Source organism: Embleya sp. NPDC050154 (assembly GCF_044460165.1).
Classification (GTDB): Bacteria; Actinomycetota; Actinomycetes; order Streptomycetales; family Streptomycetaceae; genus Embleya.
On record NZ_JBITJP010000027.1, the window covers coordinates 46,145 to 68,312 of the forward strand.

At 73.2% G+C, this 22,168-nt stretch carries 16 protein-coding genes; 12 read left to right on the forward strand and 4 right to left on the reverse strand.

What is annotated here, in order from left to right; genetic code table 11:
- Nucleotides 1-90: 90 nt before the first annotated feature.
- Together cobA and ACIBSV_RS40195 are read left to right on the forward strand one after the other, a co-directional pair.
- The gene (gene cobA / locus ACIBSV_RS40190) at nucleotides 91-1,314 is read left to right on the forward strand and encodes a uroporphyrinogen-III C-methyltransferase (protein ID WP_395872152.1); all 1,224 of its coding nucleotides are present in this window, start codon (nucleotides 91-93) and stop codon (nucleotides 1,312-1,314) included.
- A gap of 920 nt (nucleotides 1,315-2,234) precedes the next feature.
- Entirely contained in the window at nucleotides 2,235-3,038 is an 804-nt protein-coding gene (locus ACIBSV_RS40195; RefSeq protein ID WP_395872154.1) for a TrmH family RNA methyltransferase, read from the forward strand.
- A gap of 34 nt (nucleotides 3,039-3,072) precedes the next feature.
- Here ACIBSV_RS40195 and ACIBSV_RS40200 read toward each other — a convergent pair whose 3' ends face one another.
- Nucleotides 3,073-3,966, reverse strand: a complete 894-nt coding sequence (locus ACIBSV_RS40200; protein ID WP_395872156.1) for a hypothetical protein — start codon at nucleotides 3,964-3,966, stop codon at nucleotides 3,073-3,075.
- A gap of 411 nt (nucleotides 3,967-4,377) precedes the next feature.
- Here ACIBSV_RS40200 and ACIBSV_RS40205 point away from each other — a divergent pair, with 411 nt between their 5' ends.
- Nucleotides 4,378-5,496: a DUF2637 domain-containing protein gene (locus ACIBSV_RS40205; RefSeq protein ID WP_395872158.1), complete on the forward strand. Its 1,119-nt coding sequence runs from the start codon at nucleotides 4,378-4,380 to the stop codon at nucleotides 5,494-5,496.
- A 290-nt stretch (nucleotides 5,497-5,786) separates the two neighbouring features.
- Here the strand turns inward: ACIBSV_RS40205 and ACIBSV_RS40210 are convergent, their stop codons facing one another.
- On the reverse strand, nucleotides 5,787-7,859 hold the full coding sequence (locus tag ACIBSV_RS40210; protein WP_395872160.1) for a protein kinase: 2,073 nt from the start codon (nucleotides 7,857-7,859) through the stop codon (nucleotides 5,787-5,789).
- A gap of 197 nt (nucleotides 7,860-8,056) precedes the next feature.
- Between ACIBSV_RS40210 and ACIBSV_RS40215 the strand changes: the two genes are divergently transcribed.
- On the forward strand, nucleotides 8,057-8,284 hold the full coding sequence (locus ACIBSV_RS40215) for a hypothetical protein (protein ID WP_395872162.1): 228 nt from the start codon (nucleotides 8,057-8,059) through the stop codon (nucleotides 8,282-8,284).
- 129 nt (nucleotides 8,285-8,413) lie between these two features.
- Nucleotides 8,414-8,989, forward strand: a complete 576-nt coding sequence (locus tag ACIBSV_RS40220) for a phosphoribosyltransferase family protein (RefSeq protein ID WP_395872164.1) — start codon at nucleotides 8,414-8,416, stop codon at nucleotides 8,987-8,989.
- Nucleotides 8,990-9,034: 45 nt separating this feature from the next.
- Here the strand turns inward: ACIBSV_RS40220 and ACIBSV_RS40225 are convergent, their stop codons facing one another.
- A complete protein-coding gene (locus ACIBSV_RS40225) occupies nucleotides 9,035-9,403 on the reverse strand; it encodes a WhiB family transcriptional regulator (protein WP_395872166.1) in 369 nt (122 codons plus the stop codon).
- A 262-nt stretch (nucleotides 9,404-9,665) separates the two neighbouring features.
- Here ACIBSV_RS40225 and ACIBSV_RS40230 point away from each other — a divergent pair, with 262 nt between their 5' ends.
- From ACIBSV_RS40230 to ACIBSV_RS40260, 7 genes are all read left to right on the forward strand, one after another.
- Nucleotides 9,666-11,558: a penicillin-binding transpeptidase domain-containing protein gene (locus ACIBSV_RS40230; protein WP_395872168.1), complete on the forward strand. Its 1,893-nt coding sequence runs from the start codon at nucleotides 9,666-9,668 to the stop codon at nucleotides 11,556-11,558.
- 240 nt (nucleotides 11,559-11,798) lie between these two features.
- The gene (locus ACIBSV_RS40235) at nucleotides 11,799-12,029 is read left to right on the forward strand and encodes a hypothetical protein (protein WP_395872170.1); all 231 of its coding nucleotides are present in this window, start codon (nucleotides 11,799-11,801) and stop codon (nucleotides 12,027-12,029) included.
- 120 nt (nucleotides 12,030-12,149) lie between these two features.
- Nucleotides 12,150-12,551 (forward strand): hypothetical protein, encoded by a 402-nt coding sequence (locus ACIBSV_RS40240; protein ID WP_395872172.1) that lies wholly within the window; start codon nucleotides 12,150-12,152, stop codon nucleotides 12,549-12,551.
- A 281-nt stretch (nucleotides 12,552-12,832) separates the two neighbouring features.
- A complete protein-coding gene (locus tag ACIBSV_RS40245) occupies nucleotides 12,833-14,245 on the forward strand; it encodes a HEAT repeat domain-containing protein (RefSeq protein ID WP_395872174.1) in 1,413 nt (470 codons plus the stop codon).
- A gap of 91 nt (nucleotides 14,246-14,336) precedes the next feature.
- Nucleotides 14,337-15,884: a hypothetical protein gene (locus tag ACIBSV_RS40250; protein ID WP_395872176.1), complete on the forward strand. Its 1,548-nt coding sequence runs from the start codon at nucleotides 14,337-14,339 to the stop codon at nucleotides 15,882-15,884.
- Nucleotides 15,881-16,732, forward strand: coding sequence for a hypothetical protein (locus ACIBSV_RS40255; protein ID WP_395872177.1), 852 nt, complete (start codon nucleotides 15,881-15,883; stop codon nucleotides 16,730-16,732). The genes ACIBSV_RS40250 and ACIBSV_RS40255 overlap by 4 nt, the downstream gene beginning before the upstream one ends.
- A 222-nt stretch (nucleotides 16,733-16,954) precedes the next feature.
- On the forward strand, nucleotides 16,955-21,505 hold the full coding sequence (locus tag ACIBSV_RS40260; protein WP_395872179.1) for a hypothetical protein: 4,551 nt from the start codon (nucleotides 16,955-16,957) through the stop codon (nucleotides 21,503-21,505).
- Here ACIBSV_RS40260 and ACIBSV_RS40265 read toward each other — a convergent pair.
- On the reverse strand, nucleotides 21,502-22,083 hold the full coding sequence (locus tag ACIBSV_RS40265) for a nuclear transport factor 2 family protein (RefSeq protein ID WP_395872181.1): 582 nt from the start codon (nucleotides 22,081-22,083) through the stop codon (nucleotides 21,502-21,504). The genes ACIBSV_RS40260 and ACIBSV_RS40265 overlap by 4 nt on opposite strands.
- Between the last annotated feature and the right edge of the window lie 85 nt (nucleotides 22,084-22,168).

The window sequence follows — 22,168 nt, forward strand, 5'->3', positions numbered from 1 at the left end:
CTTTCCGCGCGGGAAAACGCCGAGAACCCGAGACCCAAGACCCGAGAACCCGTACCCAGAGCACCCAGCCCCACCCGAAAAGTGAGAACGATGTCCCGACTTCCTGGTCCTCCCGCCTATCTCGCCGGCCTGCGCCTGGAAGGGCGCCGGGTCGTCGTGGTCGGCGCCGGTACGGTCGCCCAGCGCCGCCTGCCCGCACTGCTCGACGCCGGCGCGGACGTACTCGTGGTCGCCCCCGAGGCGACGCCGGCCGTCGAGGGCATGGCGACCGGCGGCGAGCTGCGGTGGGCGCGGCGCGCCTACGCGCCCGGTGACCTGGACGGCGCGTGGTACGCGCTGGCCGCGACCGACCTGGCCGAGGTCAATGAGGCGGTGGCCGCCGACGCCGAGGCGCTGCGGGTGTTCTGCGTGCGCTGCGACGACGCGTCGCACGCCAGCGCGTGGACACCGGCGAGCGGCCGGCACGACGGACTCACCGTGGCGGTGCTCGCGGGCGGCGACCCCCGGCGCGCGGCGGGCGTGCGGGATCGCATCGTCGAGGGCCTGCACGACGGCTCGCTGGCCGCACGGGGGGAGCGCCCGGTCGGTGTGCTTCCGGGCGTGGCCCTGGTCGGTGGCGGCCCCGGCGATCCGGACCTGATCACCGTGCGTGGTCGGCGACTGCTCGCCGAGGCCGACGTGGTGATCGCCGACCGGCTGGGCCCACGCGCGCTGCTGGGCGAGTTGCCGCCGCACGTCGAGGTGATCGACGCGGCGAAGATCCCGTACGGGCGGGCAATGGCCCAGGAGGCGATCAACGACGCGATGATCGAGCACGCCAAGGCGGGGCGGTTCGTGGTCCGGCTCAAGGGCGGCGACAACTACGTCTTCGGCCGGGGCTTCGAGGAGGCGCTCGCGTGCGCCGAGGCGGGGGTGCCGTGCCAGGTGGTGCCGGGCATCACCAGCGCGATCTCGGTGCCGGCGATAGCCGGCATCCCGGTCACGCACCGGGGCGTCGCGCACGAGTTCGCCGTGGTCTCGGGGCACGTCGCGCCGGAGGACCCGCGCTCGCTGGTGGACTGGACGGCGCTCGCGCGGCTGCGCGGGACGCTCGTACTGCTGATGGCGGTGGAGCGGCTCGGGCCGATCACCGCGACGCTGGTGGCGCACGGGCGGGCGGCGGACACGCCGGTGGCGGTGATCCAGGAGGGCACGATGGCCACCCAGAGGGTGTTGCGCACGACGCTGGCTTCGGCTGCGGCCGACGTGGTGGCGGAGGGCATTCGGCCTCCGGCCATCGTGGTGGTCGGTGACGTGGTCGCGATCACGGGCTGAACGGTTGCCTGGCGGCTACGGAGGTGAGGGGGCCTGTGGTCCGTTGGTCCTCAAACGCCGGACGGGCTGGATTGGGGCCTTCAAGGTGCGGTGGTTGCGGGTCGCGGGTGCCTGCGGTGGGTGTCCTCAAACGCCGGACGGGCTGGATTGGGGCCTTCAAGGTGCGGTGGTTGCGGGTCGCGGGTGCCTGCGGTGGGTGTCCTCAAACGCCGGACGGGCTGGATTGGGGCCCTCAAGGTGCGCGGTGGTTGCGGTTGGCGGGCGCCTGCGGTGAGCGTTCTCAGGCGCCGGACGGGCTGAGTGGGTGCGGGGGACGGGCTGGGGGAGGTGGGCCTGTGACTCGTTTGTCCTCAAACGCCGGACGGGCTGGTCTGCGGCCCTCAAGGTGCGGTGGTTGCGGTTGGCGGGCGCCTGCGGTGGGTGTCCTCAGGCGCCGGACGGGCTGAGCGGGTGCGGGGGACGGGCTGGGGGAGGTGGGCCTGTGGCTCGTTTGTCCTCAAACGCCGGACGGGCTGGATTGGGGCCTTCAAGGTGCGGTGGTTGCGGTTGGCGGGCGCCTGTGGCGAGCGTCCTCAGGCGCTGGACGGGCTGAGTTTGGTGGGGTCGGGCGGGTGGTTGCGGGTCGGGGGTGCCTGCGGTGGGTGTCCTCTAACGCCGGGTGGGCTGGATTGGTGCGCTCGGGGTGCGGTGGCTGCGGCTGCCGGCAGGCAGCTGCGGTGGGCGTCCTCAGGCGCCGGACGGGCTGAGCGGGTGCGGGGGACGGGCTGAGGGAGGGGCCTGTCGGACGGGTTGTCGGTGGCCGGATGGGCGAGGTCGGTGCCGGCGAGGCGGGTTGGTTGCCGGACGGTGCGTTGCGTGCCGGGCCATGGGGCGGTGGGTGGGCTGTCGGGGGGTGTCGGGTGGGCTGGGAGACTGAGGGGGTGTCCGTGATTTTGCTTGACGACTGTGCCGACCCGCGGCTTGTGGATTACACCGATCTGACCGATGTGGAGCTGCGCCGTCGTCGTGAACCGGCCGAGGGGCTGTTCATGGCGGAGGGCGAGAAGGTGATTCGTCGGGCGCTCGCGGCGGGTTACCCGATGCGGTCGATGCTGCTGTCGGAGCGTTGGATCGAGACGATGGCGGATGTGATCGAGGCCGCCGATGTGCCGGTGTATGTGGGCAGTCCGGATGTGGTCGAGCAGGTGACGGGCTATCAGGTACATCGCGGCGCGCTCGCCTCGATGGGCCGCAAGCCGTTGCCGGCGGCGGCCGATGTGGTGGCCGGGGCGCGGCGGGTCGCGGTTCTGGAGGGCGTCAACGACCACACCAACGTGGGCGCGATCTTCCGGGGCGCGGCGGCGCTGGGCATGGACGCCGTGTTGTTGTCGCCGGACTGCGCGGACCCGCTGTACCGGCGTTCGGTGAAGGTCTCGATGGGGGCGGTGTTCTCGGTGCCCTACGCCCGACTCGAGCCGTGGCCCGGGGGGCTGGACGTGTTGCGCGGGGCCGGTCTGACGCTGCTCGCGCTGACTCCCGCCGAGGGGTCGGTCGCGCTCAACGCACTGCCCGCGGCGGATCTGGACCGGTGCGCGCTGATGCTCGGTGCCGAGGGGCCCGGGCTGACCGCCAAGGCGCTGGCCGCGTCCGATCGGCTGGTGCGGATCCCGATGTCGCACGGGGTCGACTCGCTCAACGTGGGCGCCGCGGCGGCGGTCGCCTTCTACGCGGTGACGTTCGGCTGAGCCGGCCGACCCGGCCGGACCCGGGTGAGCCGGTTCACTCGTCGGTGGGGTCGGCCTCCCGGCGTTCGCCCGGGGTCGGGCCCGAGCGCTGGATCTCGTTGATCGAGCGGGTCTGGTAGAGCGCCGGCCGGTGGACCACACGGCGCCCGCGCATCCGCTCCTTGCGGATCTCGGTGCCCCGGACCCAGATGTGTCGGCGGACCAGGTCGCCCTCGTGGTAGCCCGGGCCGGCGTGCCGGTCCGGCGGCACCGGCAGCGACCCGATCTCGCGGCGCGCGGTGCGGGCCGCGCTGACCCGGCGCCGGAAGTCGTGGAAGATCTGGAACTCGTAGTGGTGCAGGTACTCGTAGGCCATCGGCGCCTTCGCGGACACCTCGAGGCTTGCGATCAGCACGGCCTCGCGCAGCAGCGCGTCGGTGTTCCCGGGCAGGACCAACAGTCCGTCACGCACCGTATGATGCCGTTTGCGCTTGAGTCGGCGCTCCCGCTCCCAATCCCAGGGCGGCTCCGGATGCTCCTGCTGCCACGCCTCCCGGTCGGCGAGTGCCGCGGTCAGGCCGTGGGTTTGCCAGCGCACGGTGCCGTGCGGGGTGGCCGGCGCGGGCAACAGTCTGCGCAGGTCGCGTGCGGCCCGGCCACCGAAGGGTGTGCGCTCGGTCGCGAACAGCACGATGGGCAACGACGGTTCGGCCTCGAACGGGGTCGGGGTCAGGAACCGTCGATCGATCACCACGAGAGTGTTCTCGTGCCGCCCGTAGGCCAGGCCCCACAGCAGCCGGGCGAACAGCCGGGCCCCGGCCTGGTCGGACAGCACGTGCCAGGAGTCGTGGAAGTGGTTGACGGCGAATCGGGCCGTGGTGGACGGTCGCAACGTGATCAGCGTGTACGGTCGTCCGTCCAGGTAGGCGGCGGTCCGATGCAGTTTCATCCGATCGTTCGCGTCCGTTTTTGCACCCGAACGCCCGTCATTGTGTGTTTGGTTGGTAGTGATCTGCTTTCTCTTTCTTATGTCTATTGAGATGTTTCTTCCGATCGTTCGGAATTGGGCGCAAGGCCCTTCCCTAATTTCTCCCAGGACATGCCGATCGTGTCATGCCAATTTCGATCGAATGTGATCTTGGACTAGCGTGTGCGCGGAAGTGCAGTACGGTCGAGCGTCGCCCTAATTGGCGCAGTGGCCTGTTGGGGTCGCACGGGCGGCCGAAAAAGTGGTTGTGCAGGGGAATGTCCTGTCACCCACACGCGGGATATTCGGTGGATTCGACCCGCACCAGGCGAAATTCCGCCAGTATGGGGCGCCGCGCAATCGGATCAGGAACGGGAAGCGAGGCAAAGCTCGTTGGAGATCATGGGTGTACCCCTGGCCTGGGCCCTCGTCGGCTTGGCGGAACTGGTCGCCCTTATGGCGCTTGTGGCGTATCTGGTCGTCCGACGCCGCAAGGCCGACGCGACGGATACCGGGGAAGGATCCGACAACTGGGAGCGTGAGCAGGACCGTCGGCGGCGCAAGGAGCTGATGTACGGGGTCGCCTCGTACACCCTGCTGTTCGTCTGCGCCGGTGTCGCGGCCGCGCTGTCGTTCCACGGCCTGGTCGGCTTCGGCCGGGAGAACCTCGGGTTGGCCAACGGCTGGGAGTACCTGGTGCCGTTCGGGCTCGACGGGGCGGCGATGTTCTGCTCCGTGCTCGCGGTGCGCGAGGCCAGCCACGGCGACGCGGCGCTCGGTTCGCGGATACTCGTCTGGACGTTCGCGGGTGCCTCGGCCTGGTTCAACTGGGTGCACGCGCCGCGTGGCGACATGCACGCCGGTGCCCCGCAGTTCTTCGCCGGCATGTCGCTCTCCGCGGCCGTCCTGTTCGACCGTGCGCTCAAGCAGACCCGTCGGGCCGCGTTGCGCGAACAGGGCCTGGTCCCGCGTCCGTTGCCGCAGATCCGGATCGTGCGGTGGCTGCGTGCCCCGCACGAGACGTTCAACGCGTGGTCGCTCATGCTGCTCGAAGGCGTGCGCACCCTCGACGAGGCCGTCGAGGAGGTCCGCGAGGACAAGCGTGCCAAGCAGGACGATCGCGAGCGTCGTCGGATCGACGGCAAGCGCGAGCGCGCGCAGCTCAAGGCGCTCAGTCGCGGCGAGGGTGGCGGCCACTTCGGCCGTCGCGGTGCCGCGCGTCAGGAAATGGCTGCTCTGCCGGGAGGTGGCGGCTCCGAAGCACTCTCGGAGCCTGCTATAGCCGGAAACGACGTTTCCGGCCACGGCGGCTCAGCCGACTCGAACAACCCTTCCGGCCGTCCGGCTCTTGCCCCCTCCGCGCGCGCGAGCGAGCTCCCGGCGGCGACTGCCGGCACCGGTGGCGAGCGCCGCGACGTCATCGACCTCACTGCCGAGGACGACACGATGACGCTGCCCCGGCTCGACTCGCTGGAGCGCAAACTGAAGGACCTGGAGCGCCAGTTCGGCTGAGGCCGGGCAGCACGATCCGTTCACCCGACGAGATGTGATCCGATCCACGACGAGGGGCACCCGGCTTCGGCCGGGTGCCCCTCGTCGTGTCGTGTCGGTCGGTGGTGGGTGTCCGGTGGTCGTCGTCCGGGCTCGGGCGAATCGGCACGGCCGTCTCGCGCCTGCTTGTCTCGCGCCCCGCGCCGGTCGGCTCGCGCCCCGCGCCGGTTCGGTCCGGTTCGGCGATCAGGATGCCGGGCGGCACGGGGACGGACGGGGGACGGGGCTCGCCCATTCGGTCGGGCGGCCCCTCATGCCCCGGCGGGGACCAATACGCCGTCGGGGCCGACGACGTAGCGGGTGGTCACGTCCGGGACGTCCACATAGGAGCGGATGCGCACGATCGCGTCGTCGGTGACCGTCCATCGGGTGGCCACCGCCTGCGGATCGGCGGCCGCCGCCAGCGCCGCCACCGCGACCGGCGTCCCATTGGCGAACCGGAAGAGCTCGACCAGGTGGGTTGCCGCGCCGCCGGTGCCGGGGGAGCGGGTGAGCACCACGATCACCGCCGGTGCGCCGTCCAGGCTTGCCGGGACCACGTCGGCGAGGGTGATCCGGTCGCTGCCGACCACCGCCGTGCCGTCGGCGAGGGTGACGCCGGCGCCGCCCGCGGACGGGTCCGAGTAGGTGCGGTCGGACCAGTCGGCGATCGGGATGGTGCCGTGCGCCGGGCCGATCCGGAACGGTCCTGGCGCCGGCGGGGCTTGCGCGGGCTCGGCGGCGGTCGTGGTCTTCACGCCGTCGTCGCCGCCGTCGCCGTCGTTCTGGAACGCCGCGATGGCGAACGCGGCGATGGCGGTCACCACGATGAATACGATCAACTGCTGGATCAGCAACCGCCGTCGGTCCTCCGGCCGGCGCCGACGCGGAGTGCCGGTGCCGGCACGCGAACGCGGCCCGTGGTCGACCCGGCCGGCACGCTTGGCGTCGGCGCGGTCGGCGCGCTCGGCGCGGTCGGTACGCTCCTGGCGGTCCGGCACCGCGCCGCGCGCCGGGTCACCACGCTCGGTCCGTTCGCCGCGGGTGACGTCGTGCCGACCGGGATCGCCCCGCCCCGCCTCGTGCCGAACCGGGTCCGTCCGCCCGCCGTCGGTCGAACGCCCGTCCTGCCCACGACCCTCGTGTGCACGTCCTTCGTGCCCGCGCCCTTCGTGGCCCCGCGCGTCGGGTCGCCCGCCATCGGGTCGGGTCGAATCGTGCCGGCCCGACTCCGGTCGGGTCGCCGAACGGCCCTCGACCGGCATCCGCCCGGAATCCGCCCGAGCCGAGTCGGCCCGGCCCGCCGCGGACCGGTCGGCACGTGTGTCCTCGTCCCGGCGCGCGCTCTCCCGACGGGCCGCCTCGCGCCTGGCCCGATCCCGATCCCGATCCCGCTCGCGCGGCGCGGCCGGGGCCGTCGGGCCGCCGTCGGTCCGCGCCGCACCGCCCGGACCCTTGGTCGCGACCGAGGCCGCCGCGGTCGACGCCGTCGCCTCCAGGCCGCGGGCCGGCGTACCGCGTTCGGCCTCGCGCTGACGGGCGATCGCGGCCAGCCGCTCGCGGACCTGCTCGGCGGAGGGCCGCATCCGCGGATCCTTGGACAGGCAGGCCGAGATCAACGGCACCACCTGCTCCGGCACGCCCTCCAGGTCCGGTTCCTCGTGGACGACCCGGTACAGCAGTGCGTCCACCGGTCCCGACCCGAACGGCGGGGCGCCGCGGCCCGCGTAGGCGAGCGTGACGCCGAGCGCGAATATGTCGGTGGCCGGGGTCACGGTCTGTCCGCGCACCTGCTCCGGGGCCAGAAATCCCGGTGAGCCGACCGCCGTTCCGGTCACCGTCAGGGTGCCGGCGCCGTCCGCGTAGGCGATTCCGAAGTCGATGATCTGCGGGCCGTCCGGCGACAACAGGATGTTGGACGGCTTCACGTCGCGGTGTACGACGCCGACCGCGTGCACGGAGACCAGGCCGTCGGCCACCGCCGATCCGACCCGGGCCAGGTCCAGGCAGCCCAGCGGGCCGCGCTCGCCGACTCGGCGCTGGAGCGAGGGCCCGGGGACGTACACGGTGGCCAGCCAGGGGCGGTCGGCGCCCGCGTCGGCGTCCACCAGCGCGGCCGTCCGGTTGCCGCGCACCATCGCCGCGGCGGCCACCTCACGCGCGAAGCGGGAGCGGAACTCCGGGTTTCCGGCCAACTCCTGGCGGATCAGCTTGAGCGCGACCCGGGTGCCGTGCCGGTCCACGCCGAGATAGACCACACCCATGCCGCCGGCCCCGAGACGACGCAGCAGCCGATAGGACCCGACGATGCGCGGATCCTGCCGTCGCAGCCGCACCATCGTCATGTGTGACCGATCCCCTCGCGTGGTGCCGTCGTCCGGGTGTCGTGTGCCCGAATCCCCTGTGCGACACACGTTAGAGGAACCCCGGCGCCCGGCGCGGTAAGGCGCCCCGGAGTCGGGCCGGGACCACCCCCCTCGGGGAGACGGTCGATGTCGGACCTGTGGGAGAAGATGGAGGTAATCGGTCGAAGGGGGCACGTATGAAGGGCGATCGGGTCGAGATAGTGGTCGACGCGGGCGACAGCACCAAGACCTACGAGATGACCGCGACGCGTGCGGGGCGCCGGGTGGACGTCGCGGTCCGCCGGGGAGTCGTCGAGGTGAGCGAACTGACCCGCACCGGCACGGTGGTGCGGACCGCGCGATTCATGGCCAGTCGGGTGCTCGCGTTGGTCGAACAACCGCTGGACCGCCCCGGCGCGGACTGACCGCGCCCCCGGGCGGCCGCCGTGCCGCGGGCCGCCCGGGCGGGTTCGCGGATTCGATCGTTCCCGCACCGGTAGCCTGTCCGGTCGAAGATCCACGACCGGTGCCGGAACGGAACGGGGTGCGCCGAGGTGACGAGCCGTCAGGGCAGCGTGGGACCCATCGCGCGCCGACTCGCGGACGCGTTCACCTGGCGCGAGACCCCCTGGGGCACGTTCGCCGACGCCTCCGGCTGGTGGCACGATCCCGAGGTGCTGGCGATGCTGGGCCCCGGGCTGGGCGCGCTGCACGCGGAGGCGCGGCCGACGCTGATCGTCGGCATCGAGACGCGCGGCCTGGTCCTGGGTCCGATCACGGCCCTGCACCTGGGCGTCGGCTTCGTCGAGATCCGCAAGGATCGGCGGATCGTCGGCGACGGCCGACGACCCGGCGACGATCCCATGCTGCGTGCCGCCACCCCGCCCGAATACCAGGACGGTGGCCTCACATTGGTGGTCCCGAGTCGGCTGTTCCGACCGGGCGATCGGGTGCTCCTGGTCGACGAGTGGCTCGAGACCGGCGCGCAGGCCAGCGCCGTGCGGCGGATGGTCACCGAGGCCGGCGCCGAGTGGGTCGGCGCGGCGGTCGTGGTGGACGCGTGCGCGCCGCACGTGCGGGATCGACTCGACGTGCGCGGGCTGCTCACCGAGGACGACCTGCCGGCCTGACCCCGGATCCGGCCGCGCGCCCGACGACGCCCGACGCGGGCCCGATCAGGCCGCCGTCGTGGTTTTCTCCCGCTCGTGCTCGTGCTCGTGCGTGTGTTCCTGCTCCTGCTCGCGCAGCAGTGCGGCGCGTTCGGTCTCACCGAGACCCGCCCACACACCTCGGCGCTCCGGGACCGACATCGCGTGCTCGTGGCAGCGCCGCCGCACGGGGCAGGACAGGCAGACCTTCTTGGCGACCCGCTCGCGCGCCCGGCGCTCGCCGGGCCGCTCCTGGTCGTCACCGAAGAAGAGGCCGGCGTCCAGGCCCCTGCAAGCCGCGTCCTCCTGCCACCCGTAACGCGGTGGTGTCGGTATGGCGATCCGTGTGGTCCCCATCGCCCCGTTCTCCTCCTGCTCGACGGTGCCAACGGTCAACTCGGGCCCCCTTCCCGGCGGACCCTCATGCTCCTACCGACGCATCGGATGGGGGACCGGTTTCCTTCGGTCGCGAATTCGGCTCCCGTTCGGCAAGGGTTGAGGGCGATCCCTCACGTCCCCCGTTCGGAGCACCTCAACAACCAGGTCACAAGTCGGTCGTACAGCTGCCCGATGGCCGAAGTCGTTCGGCGGTCCGGGTAGCGTGACCGAAGACCTCCGGCGGGCCGCCGGGGGTTCATGGACGTTCGGGAGGAATCTGGTGGGCAGCAAGAAGCGGCGGTTCCCGTCGACCGTGCCCTTGGCGTTGTCCGTCGTCGTGGTGGCCGCGTTGACCTCGTGCAGTGGCGGCGGTGACGAGAAGAAGGACACGTCCGAGACCACGGCCAGGAACTTCCTGAGCGCGTGGCAGGCCGGCGATCTGGTGAAGGCGGCGTCCTTCACGGACAACCCCACCACGGCGCAGCAGGGGCTGGACACCACCGGCAAGCAGTTGGGCATCGTCAAGGCCGAGTACAAGCCCGGTACGTACACCAAGGGCAAGGACAACGCGCCCGCAACGCTCACCTACAACGCGACGCTGACCCTCAAGGGCGTGGCCGACCCGGTCAAGATCGACTCGACGGTCCCCGTGGTTACCGCGAGCGGCAAGACCACCGTGCACTGGACGCAGACCATCGTGCACCCCCAACTCGCCGACACCGGGAAGATCAAGCGCGACCGGACGCTGCCCAAGCGCGGCGAGATCCTGGACCGCTCGGGCAAGGCGCTGGCCACCTCGACGCCGGTGGTGGCGTTGTCCCTGTGGCCGGCCAAGATCACCAACCCGGACTCGCTGTACGCCGCGCTCGCCGACCCGATGTTCGACCTGGACATTCCCAAGCTCAAGTCCCGGGTCGCGGCCGCGGATCCGAACCAGTCGCTCCCGCTGGTGACCCTGCGCAAGGAGAAATGGGACGGCGGCGGCCAGGTCAAGCTGGCCGGTCAGGCCGGGATCCAGGTCAAGGAGGGCACGCAGCAGACCAGCGACGTGGCCAAGCAGATCGTCGGCACGGTGGGCTCGGGCGACAACGCGGACCTGCTCAAGAACGCGGACCCGAGCGCGTCCTCGGCGGACTCGGTGGGCGCGTCCGGGCTCCAGTACCGCTACGAGAAGAAGCTGGCCGGCACCGCGGCCCTGAAGATCACCATCGTGGATGCCGCGGGCGCCGAGAAGGCGAGCCTGGTCGACGTCAAGGGCAAGCCGTCCGAACCGCTGAAGACCACCCTGGACCCGAACACCCAGAAGCGGGCCGAGGAGGCGCTCAAGGCGGTCACCGGCGGCAACAACGCCTCGATCGTGGTGATCGACGCCAAGACCGGCGGGATCATGGGTGCCGCGAACACCCCTGCGAACGGCGACAACCGCGCGTTCACCGGTCGGTACCCACCGGGCTCGACCTTCAAGACGGTCTCCTCCGGAGCGCTGTTGCGGGCGGGCCTGAAGCCGACCGACAAGGTGCCGTGTGAGAACACGCTCGTGGTCAACGGCCAGACCTTCAAGAACTACGACGGTCTCCAGCCGATGCCGAACGCGCTCTTCCAGGAGGACTTCGCGCAGTCCTGCAACACGGCCTTCATCGGCAACCGGTCCAAGATCGACAACGACACGCTGAACAAGCTGGCCGGCGAGCAGTTCGGGATAGGCGCCAAGTGGGACGTCGGCACGGCGACCTTCGACGGTTCGGTGCCCGCGGCCAACAGCGAGAACGACAAGGCCGCGTCGATGATCGGCCAGGGTCGGGTGCTGGCCAGCCCGCTGGTGATGGCCTCGGTCGCCGCGACGATCGCCTCCGGCAAGTTCAACCAGCCCGTGCTCGCGCCGGACGACGTGCCCGGACGGGTGCCCTCGCACGACCTGGACCCGGCCATCGCCGGTCAGCTCAAGGCGCTCATGCAGGGCGTGGTGGCCAACGGCTCGGGCAAGATGCTCCAGGGCATCCCGGGCACGGTGGGCGCCAAGACCGGTACCGCCGAGTTCGACGAGAAGGGCGAGACCCTCACGCACGGCTGGATGATCGCGTTCAAGGACGACGTCGCGATCGCGGTCCTGGTCGAGAAGGGCAAGTCCGGCGGCTCGGCGGCGGGACCGGTGGTGAAGGCCTTCTTCGGCTGACCCACCGGGGGAATCGGATACGGCGACGGGCCGTTGGCGATTCCCTCACACGAAGGAACCGCTCGACTCGAGGCCCCGGCGCGCGACGCGTGCCGGGGCCTTTCGACGCGTCGGGGTGCGCCTCGTGCGCTCCTTGTGCCACCGGAGACACCTGGACACCGTCCGAACGCGGTGCGAGCGTGAGTGGTGACCGGCAATGACAACGGCGATCGTTTTCGCTCTCCGAAGGGAGTCGACGTCATGTCGAACAATGTCACCCTGGTGGCCCGGGTTCCGGTGCTGCCGTCCGCCGACGCCGATCGTCCGATCGAACTGCGATTCGGCCCGCACACCGACGAACAGGGCCGCCCCACCGACGAGTGGACGGTCGAACGACTGACCCCGGACCAGGCCGCCAACCTGGTCGAGGACCTGGCCGCGGTGCTCGGCCTGAGCGTGGTCGGCCCGGCCGAACTCCGGGTGGTGTCCTGACCGACCGCACCACCCCACCGTCCCACTCGCGTGGCGCGCGCATGCGCCGTACGGGTGGGACGCGTGCGTGCGGGCGCGCTTTCCGGCCGGCGCGCCGCCGCCGCGCCGCACAATGGCCGCGTGAGCAGCAAGACCGCAGTCGTACCGAATCCGACCGCCGCCGGCGAGTCGCCCCCTCCTCTCGCGGAGCCCGGTCTTCGGGAGCCGCCGCCGGGCCCGATCGGCGAGCGACGCAAGGAGGCGGATCTGCACGCCGCGGGTCCGCGCGTGCGCATGGTCCTTCCGGACGGGCAGCACCTCGAGGTCACCCTGGTGAGCTGGCATCAGTACCGGGACGGCACCTGGCGCGCCCGCGTGCGCTGGCCCGTCTGGGGGGCGTACGGCTTCGCGGCCGACGTGCGGACCCGGGCCTGGGCGATGGAGTCGTTCGTCCCGGCGAGCGTGCTCGGCCCGCTCGACGGCGAGGACTACGGGACCGTCCGGCGCGACCGGCCGCGCGTCCAGGTGCCCAAACAGCACTGAGGCGCGCCGGCCGGGCCCGGCCACGGAGGGGTCGACCCGGGTCGGCCGGCCGGGGTGGGGCGGATCGCCCTGTGGGTGTCGCCCCCGCACGGCTGCCCGCGGATCGCCCCGCGCGGCGCGTACGCCCATCACACCCGCGGGTCGCACACACGAACGAGGTCGGTACAGTTCGTAGCTTCGGGTGACGAAACAGCGACGAGGTTTCCCCGAAACAACGGGCAACGGGTACATGTGTCCTAAATCCTGTTGCTCCAGGGTTGCCGGCCACCGATGCTTGCGGCATGTTCGATCCGGTCATCACCTCGCATGACGCCCTCCTTGGCCTGCTTCGCAGCGGCCACGGTCAGGGCGCCCGGCGGGCCCTCGTCGCCGACCGCGTCGCTGTGCTCGACGCGCTCGACGGCTGTGTGGTCCGCGATCCCCGCACCGTTCCGGCCACCGAGTCGCGGTCGCTGTACTACGCGCGCCTGTACGCGGACCTCGACGCCGGCCTCGACGGCCTTGCCCGACACCTGCTGTGTGACGACGACTGGACCGACGAGGACGCGGACCGTACCGCGCTCCCGCTCGCCGTCCTCGGCACCCTCGCCCGGCTGGGCCGCGCCGACGCGATCACGCTGCTGCGGGACTACGTCCAGGAGGGCCGCGACTGGCCCGAGGCGCTGGACCGGCTCGCCGCGATCGGCCACGACGCGGCCCTGACCGGTCTGCTGGAGGTGGTCCTGGACCGCGGCGAGGACGACGAGCTCTACGACTGCGTCAAGCGCTCCACCGGGATGCGCCCGTGGCGGGTCTGGGCCGCCGAGGACGAGCGCGTGCGCACGGTCGTCGAGCAGGTCGACCTGGACTGGTGGAACTGGGAGTTGACCCGCTCGGTCAAGACCCCCGCCGGTCCGACCGCGCCCGCGCAGACCGTCGACCAGGTGCTCTCCGAGGCCGCCGACGGCCCCCGACAATCACTCGCGTGCGGACGACGGCTCGGCGCCGTGGCCGGCCCCGAGCACCGGGGCGCGATCCTGGCCGCCGCCTGGGCCGGCCCCGACGGCGCCCGGGCCGCCGCGCTGAGATACCTGGGCGAACAGGGCGACGGCGCGCTCCTGGACCTGGCCGAGGGCGCGCTGGCGCCGGAGGCGCCGACCGGCGTGCGGCTCGCCGCCGCACACGCCATCGGCGGGCTGCGCAGCCCGGCCGCGGTCGAGCGGGCCCGCACCTGGGCCGGCCGCGAGGACCTGCTCGGCGAGGTCGCGATACGGATACTGGCCGGCGCCGGGGAACCCGTCGACGGACCGATCCTGTTGGCCGCGCTGCGCACCCGGGTGGCCGAGCCGATGCGCGTCGGCGCCCCGATCACCGACCAGGCCGACCACTTCCGACTGTGCGACCTGGTCTCCGGGATAGGGCGCCTGGCCCTGGTCGACGCGCTCGACCTGGTCCGGGGCGTCTACCGGGAGGCCGCCTCCGCCGGACTGCGCGCGTGCGCGGTGCGCACCCTGGCCCGGATAGAGCCCTCGTTCGCCGCCGGGACCGCCGTCGAAGCCCTGTGGGACTGCCAGGCCGACACCCGACTGATCGCCGCGCGCCACGTGGACGCGCGCCGCCCCGAGGCCGTGACGCGCCTGCGCCGACTCGCGGGCGACCCGGCCGAGCACGACGAGGTGCGCACCGCCGCGCTGGCCAGGCTGAGCGAGATGTAGCCGCTCGCCCGCCGACCCGCGCCCCCGTTCGGCCCCCGGGGCCCCAGGGCGTGTCCGAAGCTGTCGGCCGAACGTCCTAGGCTCTACTCCCATGACCGTTTCCGCCCGAGCCGTCCTGCCCGGGGAGCTGCCGCCGACCCTCGGTACGGCGCTGCCCCCGGGCGCGGCACACCCGCGCTCCGGGGTGACCGAGGAGGGGCTCGCCCGCCGCCTCAAGGCCCTCGCCTGCACCGCGCCCCTGCACGACCTGGAGGCGCGCAAGGCCAACCTGGCGGGCGAGTACACCGTCTACGCGATGGCCGAACTCGGCCTCACCGCGATCGACCTGGTCACGGTCACGATGGACTTCGACACCGGCGCCGACCACGACGAGATCGTCGCCCGGCTGCGCCCCCGGGTAGCCGCGCAGGCGCCCGGACGCGATCCCGCCGAGTACGAACGTGTCGCCCGCTGGGTGCTGGAGAACCTGATCAACGTCGGCAGTGTCGACCGGGGCTTTCGCGCGGTCTACGGGATGTGGACCCGCGAGGGTGAGTACATCCGACGCGACTACGACTTCAAACTGCTCGAAGAGGTTCCCGGCCCGGACGGGCACATCTTCCTGCGCGCCACCGACGAGGCGATCAACGTGCTCGTCGGCGCGCTGGACACGGACGTCACCAGCGCGCAGATCGCCGCCGACGTCAAGCTCGAACACCTGATCCGGCGCGGCCGACTGGCCGAGGCGCGGTTCGCCGCCGAACAGGCCCGCTACCGCACCGTGCAGTACGCCGAATCGCTGCGCCGCGCGCTGGACGCGACCCGGCGCAACGTGCGCGCGGTGGACTGGTTGCGGGCCGTGCCGGACCTCATCGACGAGGCGTTCGAGCACGTCGCCGACCGCTACCGGCACGAGAACGCGATCCTGATCAACATCCGGCGGGCCCGGGACGAGGCCGAGGAGAGCGAGCGCAAGCGCGGCGCGGCCGAACTGGTCGACATCGTGCAGGACTGCATCCGCCGGCACACCCAGTTGCAGACCCGGCTGATGGAGGCCGGGCCGCTGTTCCGCGCCGAGCAGGATCGGCAGGCGTTCGCCGCGCCGAGCACCCGCACCGGGCTCGACCTGTACGGGCAACTGCTGCGCCCGCTCCTGGAGTTGCCGGTCGGTGACGCGCGCCGGGTGACCGACCGGTTCTTCGCGGCGGGCACGGGTCTGCGCACCCCGGTCGCGGTGCGCCTGCACGATCTGACCGAGATGCTGCTCACCCCGCCCGCCCCGCGCGACCACCTCGGCGCCGAACTGCCCGAGCCGGACGTGTCGCTCACCCCCGACGACAGCCGCTACAGCGAGAGCCAGCACGACGCGGCGGCGCTGCTCCTGGACATCCCGCCGGAGACCCCGCGCCGGCTCTCCGGGCTGCTCGCCGAGGCCCGCGAGGCGGATCCCGACCTCGGCTACCTGGTCGCGCTGCTGGCCTTCCACGCGGCCTCGCCGCCGGTGGGCACCGCGCTGCGGCAGGGTGACCGCACCCTCCTGGTGGCCGTCGACGACGGCACCGAACTCGACGACCCCGAGGTCGGCGGCGCCGACCTGATCATCGGCACGGCGGTTCTGACCGGCGCGCGACCCGAGCCGGAAGGCCCCACCCCCGCATGAACCACGACACGGCCGGCGAGGCCGCGCCGATCACCTCGGCCGACGTCGGCGACGCCGCACGCCTGGTCGCCTACGGCCTCCAGCCCAAGCTGCTGCCCGCGCGCGACGCCGAGTACGCCGACCTGATCCGCAGACACCGCGAGGACCCGCGCTTCGCGGCGCTGGCCGCAGCGGTAGCGGCGGGTTTGGGCCTGGTGGTTCTGGAGGTGTCACCGCGCGCCGGGATGGCGGTGACCGCCGGCGAGGACTCGGTGTTCGCGGTCCGGATGGGCGACTACGCGCGCCGGGCCGGCACCGAGTCGACCGACCGGTTCCTGCACGGCCTCGCCCACCTCGCGGTCGCCGCGATGGCCTTCCCACGTCCCGAGGACCTCGCCGACGACGCCTACGTGGGCCGGCTCAGCGTGCACGGCGTGGACGCGTTCGTCCGCCAGGCCTGCCTGCGCCTGGAGGAACGCGCCGAGCAGCGCGGCGAGATCAGTGACCCCGAGGTGGACGGCCCCGGCCTGGAGGTCGCCTGGCGGGTCTACGCCCGGCGCAGCGCCACCGGCGCGACCAAGGACGCCCGCCGGCTGGCCGCGTCCACCATCGGCATCGTGGCCAAGGCGGTTGCGTTCCTGGTCGACTCGGGCTTCCTGCACCGGGTCTCCGACGACGCGGGCGGCACCTACCGCACGACCGCGCGTTATCAGCTGCAGGTGCGCGACACGGCCGGTTCGGCGGCGATGTCCGAACTGCTCGAGCTGGGCGTGGTGGCGGTGACCGACGGCAGCCCCAGCCTGCTGGCCGCCGCGACCGACGGCGGCGAGTTGGCGCCCGGCGCCGGGTTGCCCTTTCACGGGGTCTGACGGGTACGGGGGCCGGCGGGTGTGGGGATTCGCCCCGTCGCGGAGTCCGAGTCGTCCCGGAGCCGGCTCGTCCCGGACTCGGCCGGTCCGGGTCCGGCCCCGAGTGGGCGGCGGGTGCCGGGTGTTCCCGGGCGCTTCGCCCGCCGAGTGTTCTTCGCTGTGTTGTTCGACCGCTGTGTGATCGTCTTGTCCCGCGCTTCGACCAGAGAGATTTGACCGCCGATGTACGAGCTGTCCCGGGTCCGCCTGTTCTCCATCGGGCCCGCCGGTGCGCGTTACGCCGACACCGTGCTGGACCTGCGCGGAGTCGGCGCGCCCGTGCCCGACCCGGCGCCCAGGCAGGCGCAGTTGTTCGAGGGCGAGCCGGTCGGGCCGCCACGCCGGCCGGCGCCGGCGGGCGTGTTGTTCCTGGAGAACGGCGGCGGCAAGTCGGTCCTGCTCAAGCTGATCTTCTCGGTGATGTTGCCCGGACACCGCAACACGCTGGGTGGCGCCAGCTCGGGTGTGCTGCGCAAGTTCCTGCTCGCCGACGACTGCGGGCACGTCGCGCTGGAGTGGCAGCACGTGCTCACCGGCGAGACGGTCGTGGTCGGCAAGGTCAGCGAGTGGCGCGGGCGTCAGGTCTCCTCCGACCCGCGCAAGTTCGCCGAGAGCTGGTACTCCTTCCGGCCCGGTCCCGGGCTCACCCTGGAGGGGCTGCCGGTGCAGGTCGGCGGGCGGCGGCGGACCATGCGCGGCTTCCGGGACGCGATGACCGAACTGCACAAGGTCTACCCGGACGTGGACGTGGTGTGGGAGGAGATCCACGACCGCTGGATCGAGCACCTGAACGCGCTCGGCCTGGACCCCGAACTGTTCCGCTACCAGCGTGAGATGAACGCGGACGAGGGCGAGGCGGCGGGCCTGTTCGCGGTCAAGAACGACGCGGACTTCGTCGACCTGCTGCTGCGCGCGGTGTCCGATCCGGCGGACACCGACGGGCTGGCCGACCTGGTCGACGGGTTCGCGGTCAAGCTCGCCCAGCGGGCCGAGTTGACCGCCGAGCGGGACTTCGTCGAGGGCGCGGTGGAACTGCTCGACGCGGTGAGCGAGGCGGCCGGCCGACGCACCAGGGTGCGGGCGGCGCATCGCGGCGCCGAGGACGCCGCGCGCGGGCTCGGCCGCGAACTGGGTGCCCGGGCCGAGCGCGAGCGTGAGCGGGCCGCCGAACTGGCCCACCGGGTGGCCGAATCCGCTGCCGCGGTGGACGCCGCCGAGCGGGCTCGGGCACACGCCGCCCTGGTCACCGCCGAGATCACCCACCGGCACGCGGGCATGCGGTTGACCGCCGCGGAGAAGGACGCCGCGCGGCTCAAGCGCGAACTGGCCGACGCACGCGGGCTGCACTCGGCCTGGCTGGCCACCGAGGCGGTGCTGCGGCACCGGGCGGCGGTGGACCGCTCCGAGCGGGTGGACGTGGCGATCCGGGCGGCCGAGCGGGACGCCGCGCCCGCGCTGGCCGCCCGGCAGGAGGCGGCCGGCGCGCTGGTGCGCGCGCTGCACGCGGCCGCCGCCGGGGCCGAGGGCCGGGCGGACACCGAGGAACGCCGGGCCGCCGAACTCCAGGACCGGGGCGAGCGGGCCCAGCGGGCGGCCACCACCGCGGCGACCGAGGCGCAGCGCACCCGCAGCGAGGCGGCGCACCTGCGCGGCCGACTCGCCGAGGTGGGCGCCGAACTCGATCTGGCGGTGCAGGCGGGCTGGATCGACGACGACGGCGATCCGGCCGAGTCCGCCGCGCGCGCCTCGGACGAGGAGAAGGCCGCGTCTGCCGCGTGGGCGGAGGCCCGGGTCAGTGCCGAACAACTCGCGGCGGGTGTGCGCGAGGCCGAGTCGGCGCGCGGCCGGGCCGAGTTGGCCGCGGCGCGGGCCGCGGACCGCCTCGGTGTGGCCGAGGCCGACCTGACCGCCGTGCACGCGGGCGCGGCGGCGTTGGCGGCCGATCCGCGGGTGGCCGAACTGCTCGGCCCGGACGCCGAGGTCGCGGTCGGCGAGCAGGCCGCGCAGTCCTTCGATCGGGCCGCCGACGTGTTGCGCGAACTGCTCGCGGAGGCGGTGTCCGACGGCGAGCGCACGCTGTTCCAGTTGCGCACCGGCGCCGCCGACGACTCGCGGATCCTGGGCGCGCTCGGCGACGGCGGTCTGCTGCCCGCCGGGCCGGATGTGCTGGCCGCGGTCGAACTCCTGGGCGAGCACGGCATTCCGGCGCTGCCGGGCTGGCGCTACCTGGCCCAGTCGGTACCCGCCGAGCGGCACTCCGCGGTGCTCGCGGCCCGCCCCGAGCTGGTCGACGGCGTGATCGTGACCATGCACAACGCGATGGACCGGGCCCGGGACGTGCTCGCCGAGGCCGCGCTGTTGCCGCGCTCGGCGGTCGCGGTGGGTACCCCCGAGGCGCTGCTGGAGCCCGGCGTGGACCGCCCGGACACCTTCCTGGTGCCGCCGAACCCGGCGATGCACGACGAACGGGCCGCGGACACCGAGCGGGACGCGCTGCGCCGTCGGGCCGGCGAGCGGCAGGAGGCGATCCGGGTCCGGGCCGCGCGGCTGGAGGGGGACCGCGCGTTGGCCGGGCGGCTGGCGACCTGGCGGGCCGCGTGTCCGGCGGGCCGGCCGGCCGCGCTGTTCGAAGCGGTGAGCGAGGCGCGGCACGAACTGGCCGCCGCGCAGGCGGCCGGGGAGGCCGCGGAGATCGCCGCGGTGAGCGCCGAGCAGGCCCGCGTACAGGCGGTGGACCGGCGGGACCGGCGGATGGACGCCGCGCAGACCGCGCGCCGCCGGGCGGACGCCTTGGCGGGGCTGGCCTTCCGGCTGCGCGAGCGGGCCGGATGGGCGCGCCGGATCCGCGAGTTGGAGCAGGAGACCGCCGAACACGAGGCGGGCGTCGAGGCGGACCGTACGCTGGCCCGGACCGCCGACGAGGACCGCAGGCAGGCGCAGCGCTCGGCCGACGATGCCCGGCGGACCGCTCGCGCGCTGCGCGAGGAGCGCGCCGAGATCACCGGCGCGCTGGAGGAGCAGGTCGCCGACGCGCCGGCCGACGAGGCCGCCGCGCGCGCGTCGCTGCCCGCGCTGCGTGAGGCGTACCGCACCGCCCGCGCGCTGTACGAGAAGGTCGGTGTGGGCGCCGATCTGCGTGCCGAGCAGGCCCGGGCGGAGAGCGAGGAGTCCGCCGCGCAGAGCACGCTGGACCGGCTGAGCGCGAAGGTGCGCCGGCAGGCGGCCGAACTGCTCGACGGATTCGACGGCTCCGACGGCCCGTCCCGATTGGCCGCGGCCGGCCGCGCGGAGGACCACGTACGCACCCTGGAGGGCCGGGCCGACGCGGCCAGCGAGCTGCTCGGCCGGTTGCGCGGCGAGGTCGAGCGGCATGCTCCGGCCGAGGGCCGCGAGCATCACCTGGACCTGCCCGAGGAGCAGCGTCCCCGGGACGGCGCGCACGCGCTCGAACTGCTGCGCGCCGCCGGCGCCGAGCACGCCGGGCGTACCGAGGCGCTGACCTCGGCGCGCGAGACGCACGGCCGGTTGGCCCGTGAGCACACCGACGCGGACCACGCGGCGGGTGCCTTCGGCGAGGTGGCGGCCTCGCTCACGGACACGCTGCCGACGATGGCGGTGGATCCCGAGCAGCCGCCCGCGACGCCGTTCGCGAGCCCGGTCGCGGACGCCCGGGACGCGGCGACCACGTGCCGGCGGGCGCTGCGCGCGGCCGCGGCCGAGTTGTCCGCGGCCGAGAGTCAGGTCCGCGATCGCATCGAGACGCTGGTGCGGCACGCCGGCGCGACCCGGTTCGAGCAGGTCCGGATGCCCGCCCGGCAGCAGATCCGGGAGCTGCCGCCGGCCGCGCTGGCCGAGCACGCGCCCGCGTGGTCGGCCGCCTTCGCGCCGCGCCTGCGGGTGCTCACCGACGAACTGCGCCAGATCGAGCGCAACCGGGACAGCATCGTGGACCGGATGCGCGGCATGGTCGAGGCCGCGCTGACCACGCTGCGCGCGGCCCAGCGGTTGTCCCGGTTGCCGGAGGAACTCGGCGAGTGGTCCGGCCAGGAGTTCCTGCGGATCAGGTTCGACGAGCCGGACGCGGCGGGCCTGGTGGAGGCGCTGGGCGAGGTGGTCGACGAGGCCACGCGCACGATCAAGCGCGGTCACGACGGCACGGTCGGCGGCGTGCGCCGGGACGGGATGACGCTGCTGCTGCGCGGGGTGCACGCGGCGCTGCGTCCGCGCGGGGTACAGGTGGAGATCCTCAAGCCGGACTCGGTGCTGCGTGCCGAGCGGGTGCCGGTGGGCCAGATGGGTGACGTGTTCTCCGGTGGGCAGCTGCTCACCGCGGCCATCGCGCTGTACTGCACGATGGCCGCCCTGCGCAGCAACGATCGTGGTCGGGCCCGGCACCGGCACGCGGGCACGTTGTTCCTGGACAACCCGATCGGGCGGGCCAACGCGTCGTATCTGCTCGAGCTGCAACGCGCGGTCGCGGACGCGCTGGGTGTGCAACTGGTCTACACGACCGGGTTGTTCGACACCACGGCGTTGGCCGAGTTCCCGTTGGTGGTGCGCTTGCGCAACGACGCGGACCTGCGCGCGGGGCTCAAGTACATCTCGGTCGAGGAGCATCTGCGGCCCGGGTTGCCGGTGCCGCAGGAGCCGGACGCGCCGCAGATCGTCGGCGAGATCCACGCGACGCGGGTGTTCCGCCGGCCGGTCGAGGTCGCGGCGGAGTCGACCGACTAGGACTTGCCCGGATCCGTCCGGCCACGGTCGTTCGGACCGGTTTCGGGCGGGGCGATGGGGAAGGGCGCGTACACCGCGTCGGTGCGGTCCCGTCGGCCCGTCCGGATGCCCTCGGGCACCGGCCACTGTCCCGCCGCGTCGTCGACCCGGACCCACTCGGTGGTGGCCACGCGGCGGGCGATGCGCCACACGCCGTCGCGCCGGGCGAAGTCGTCGATGTAGCGGAATCCGGTGATCAGGTTGCCCCTGGGCGCGGGGTCGGCGCTGCGGTGGAAGGCGGTTCCGTACGTCTCCGAACGGGCGAGATCGGGCGTGTCGTCGCGGAATTCCACCAGGTGGTTGCCGGTGAGATGCATGGTCGAGGTGTATCGGGGGAGCAGGCGACCGATCCACGCGAGGTATTCGTCCACCGTCCCGGCGAAGCTGCCGTGCTCGTCGGTGGCGTCGGGGTGGTAACACGCGCGGACGGCGTCGAGGTCCATGCGATCGATCCCCCGGCAGTACCGCATGACCACGTCGTGGATGGCCTGACGGTCGATCAGTCTGCGTAGCTCCAGGTCCCCGCCGAAGTCGTTCATGACCCACGACACTACGGTCGGGAGGGTTGGATTTCCTCGACCGGGGGAGACCGAAACAACTTCCGGGCAGCGGCGACGCGACGAC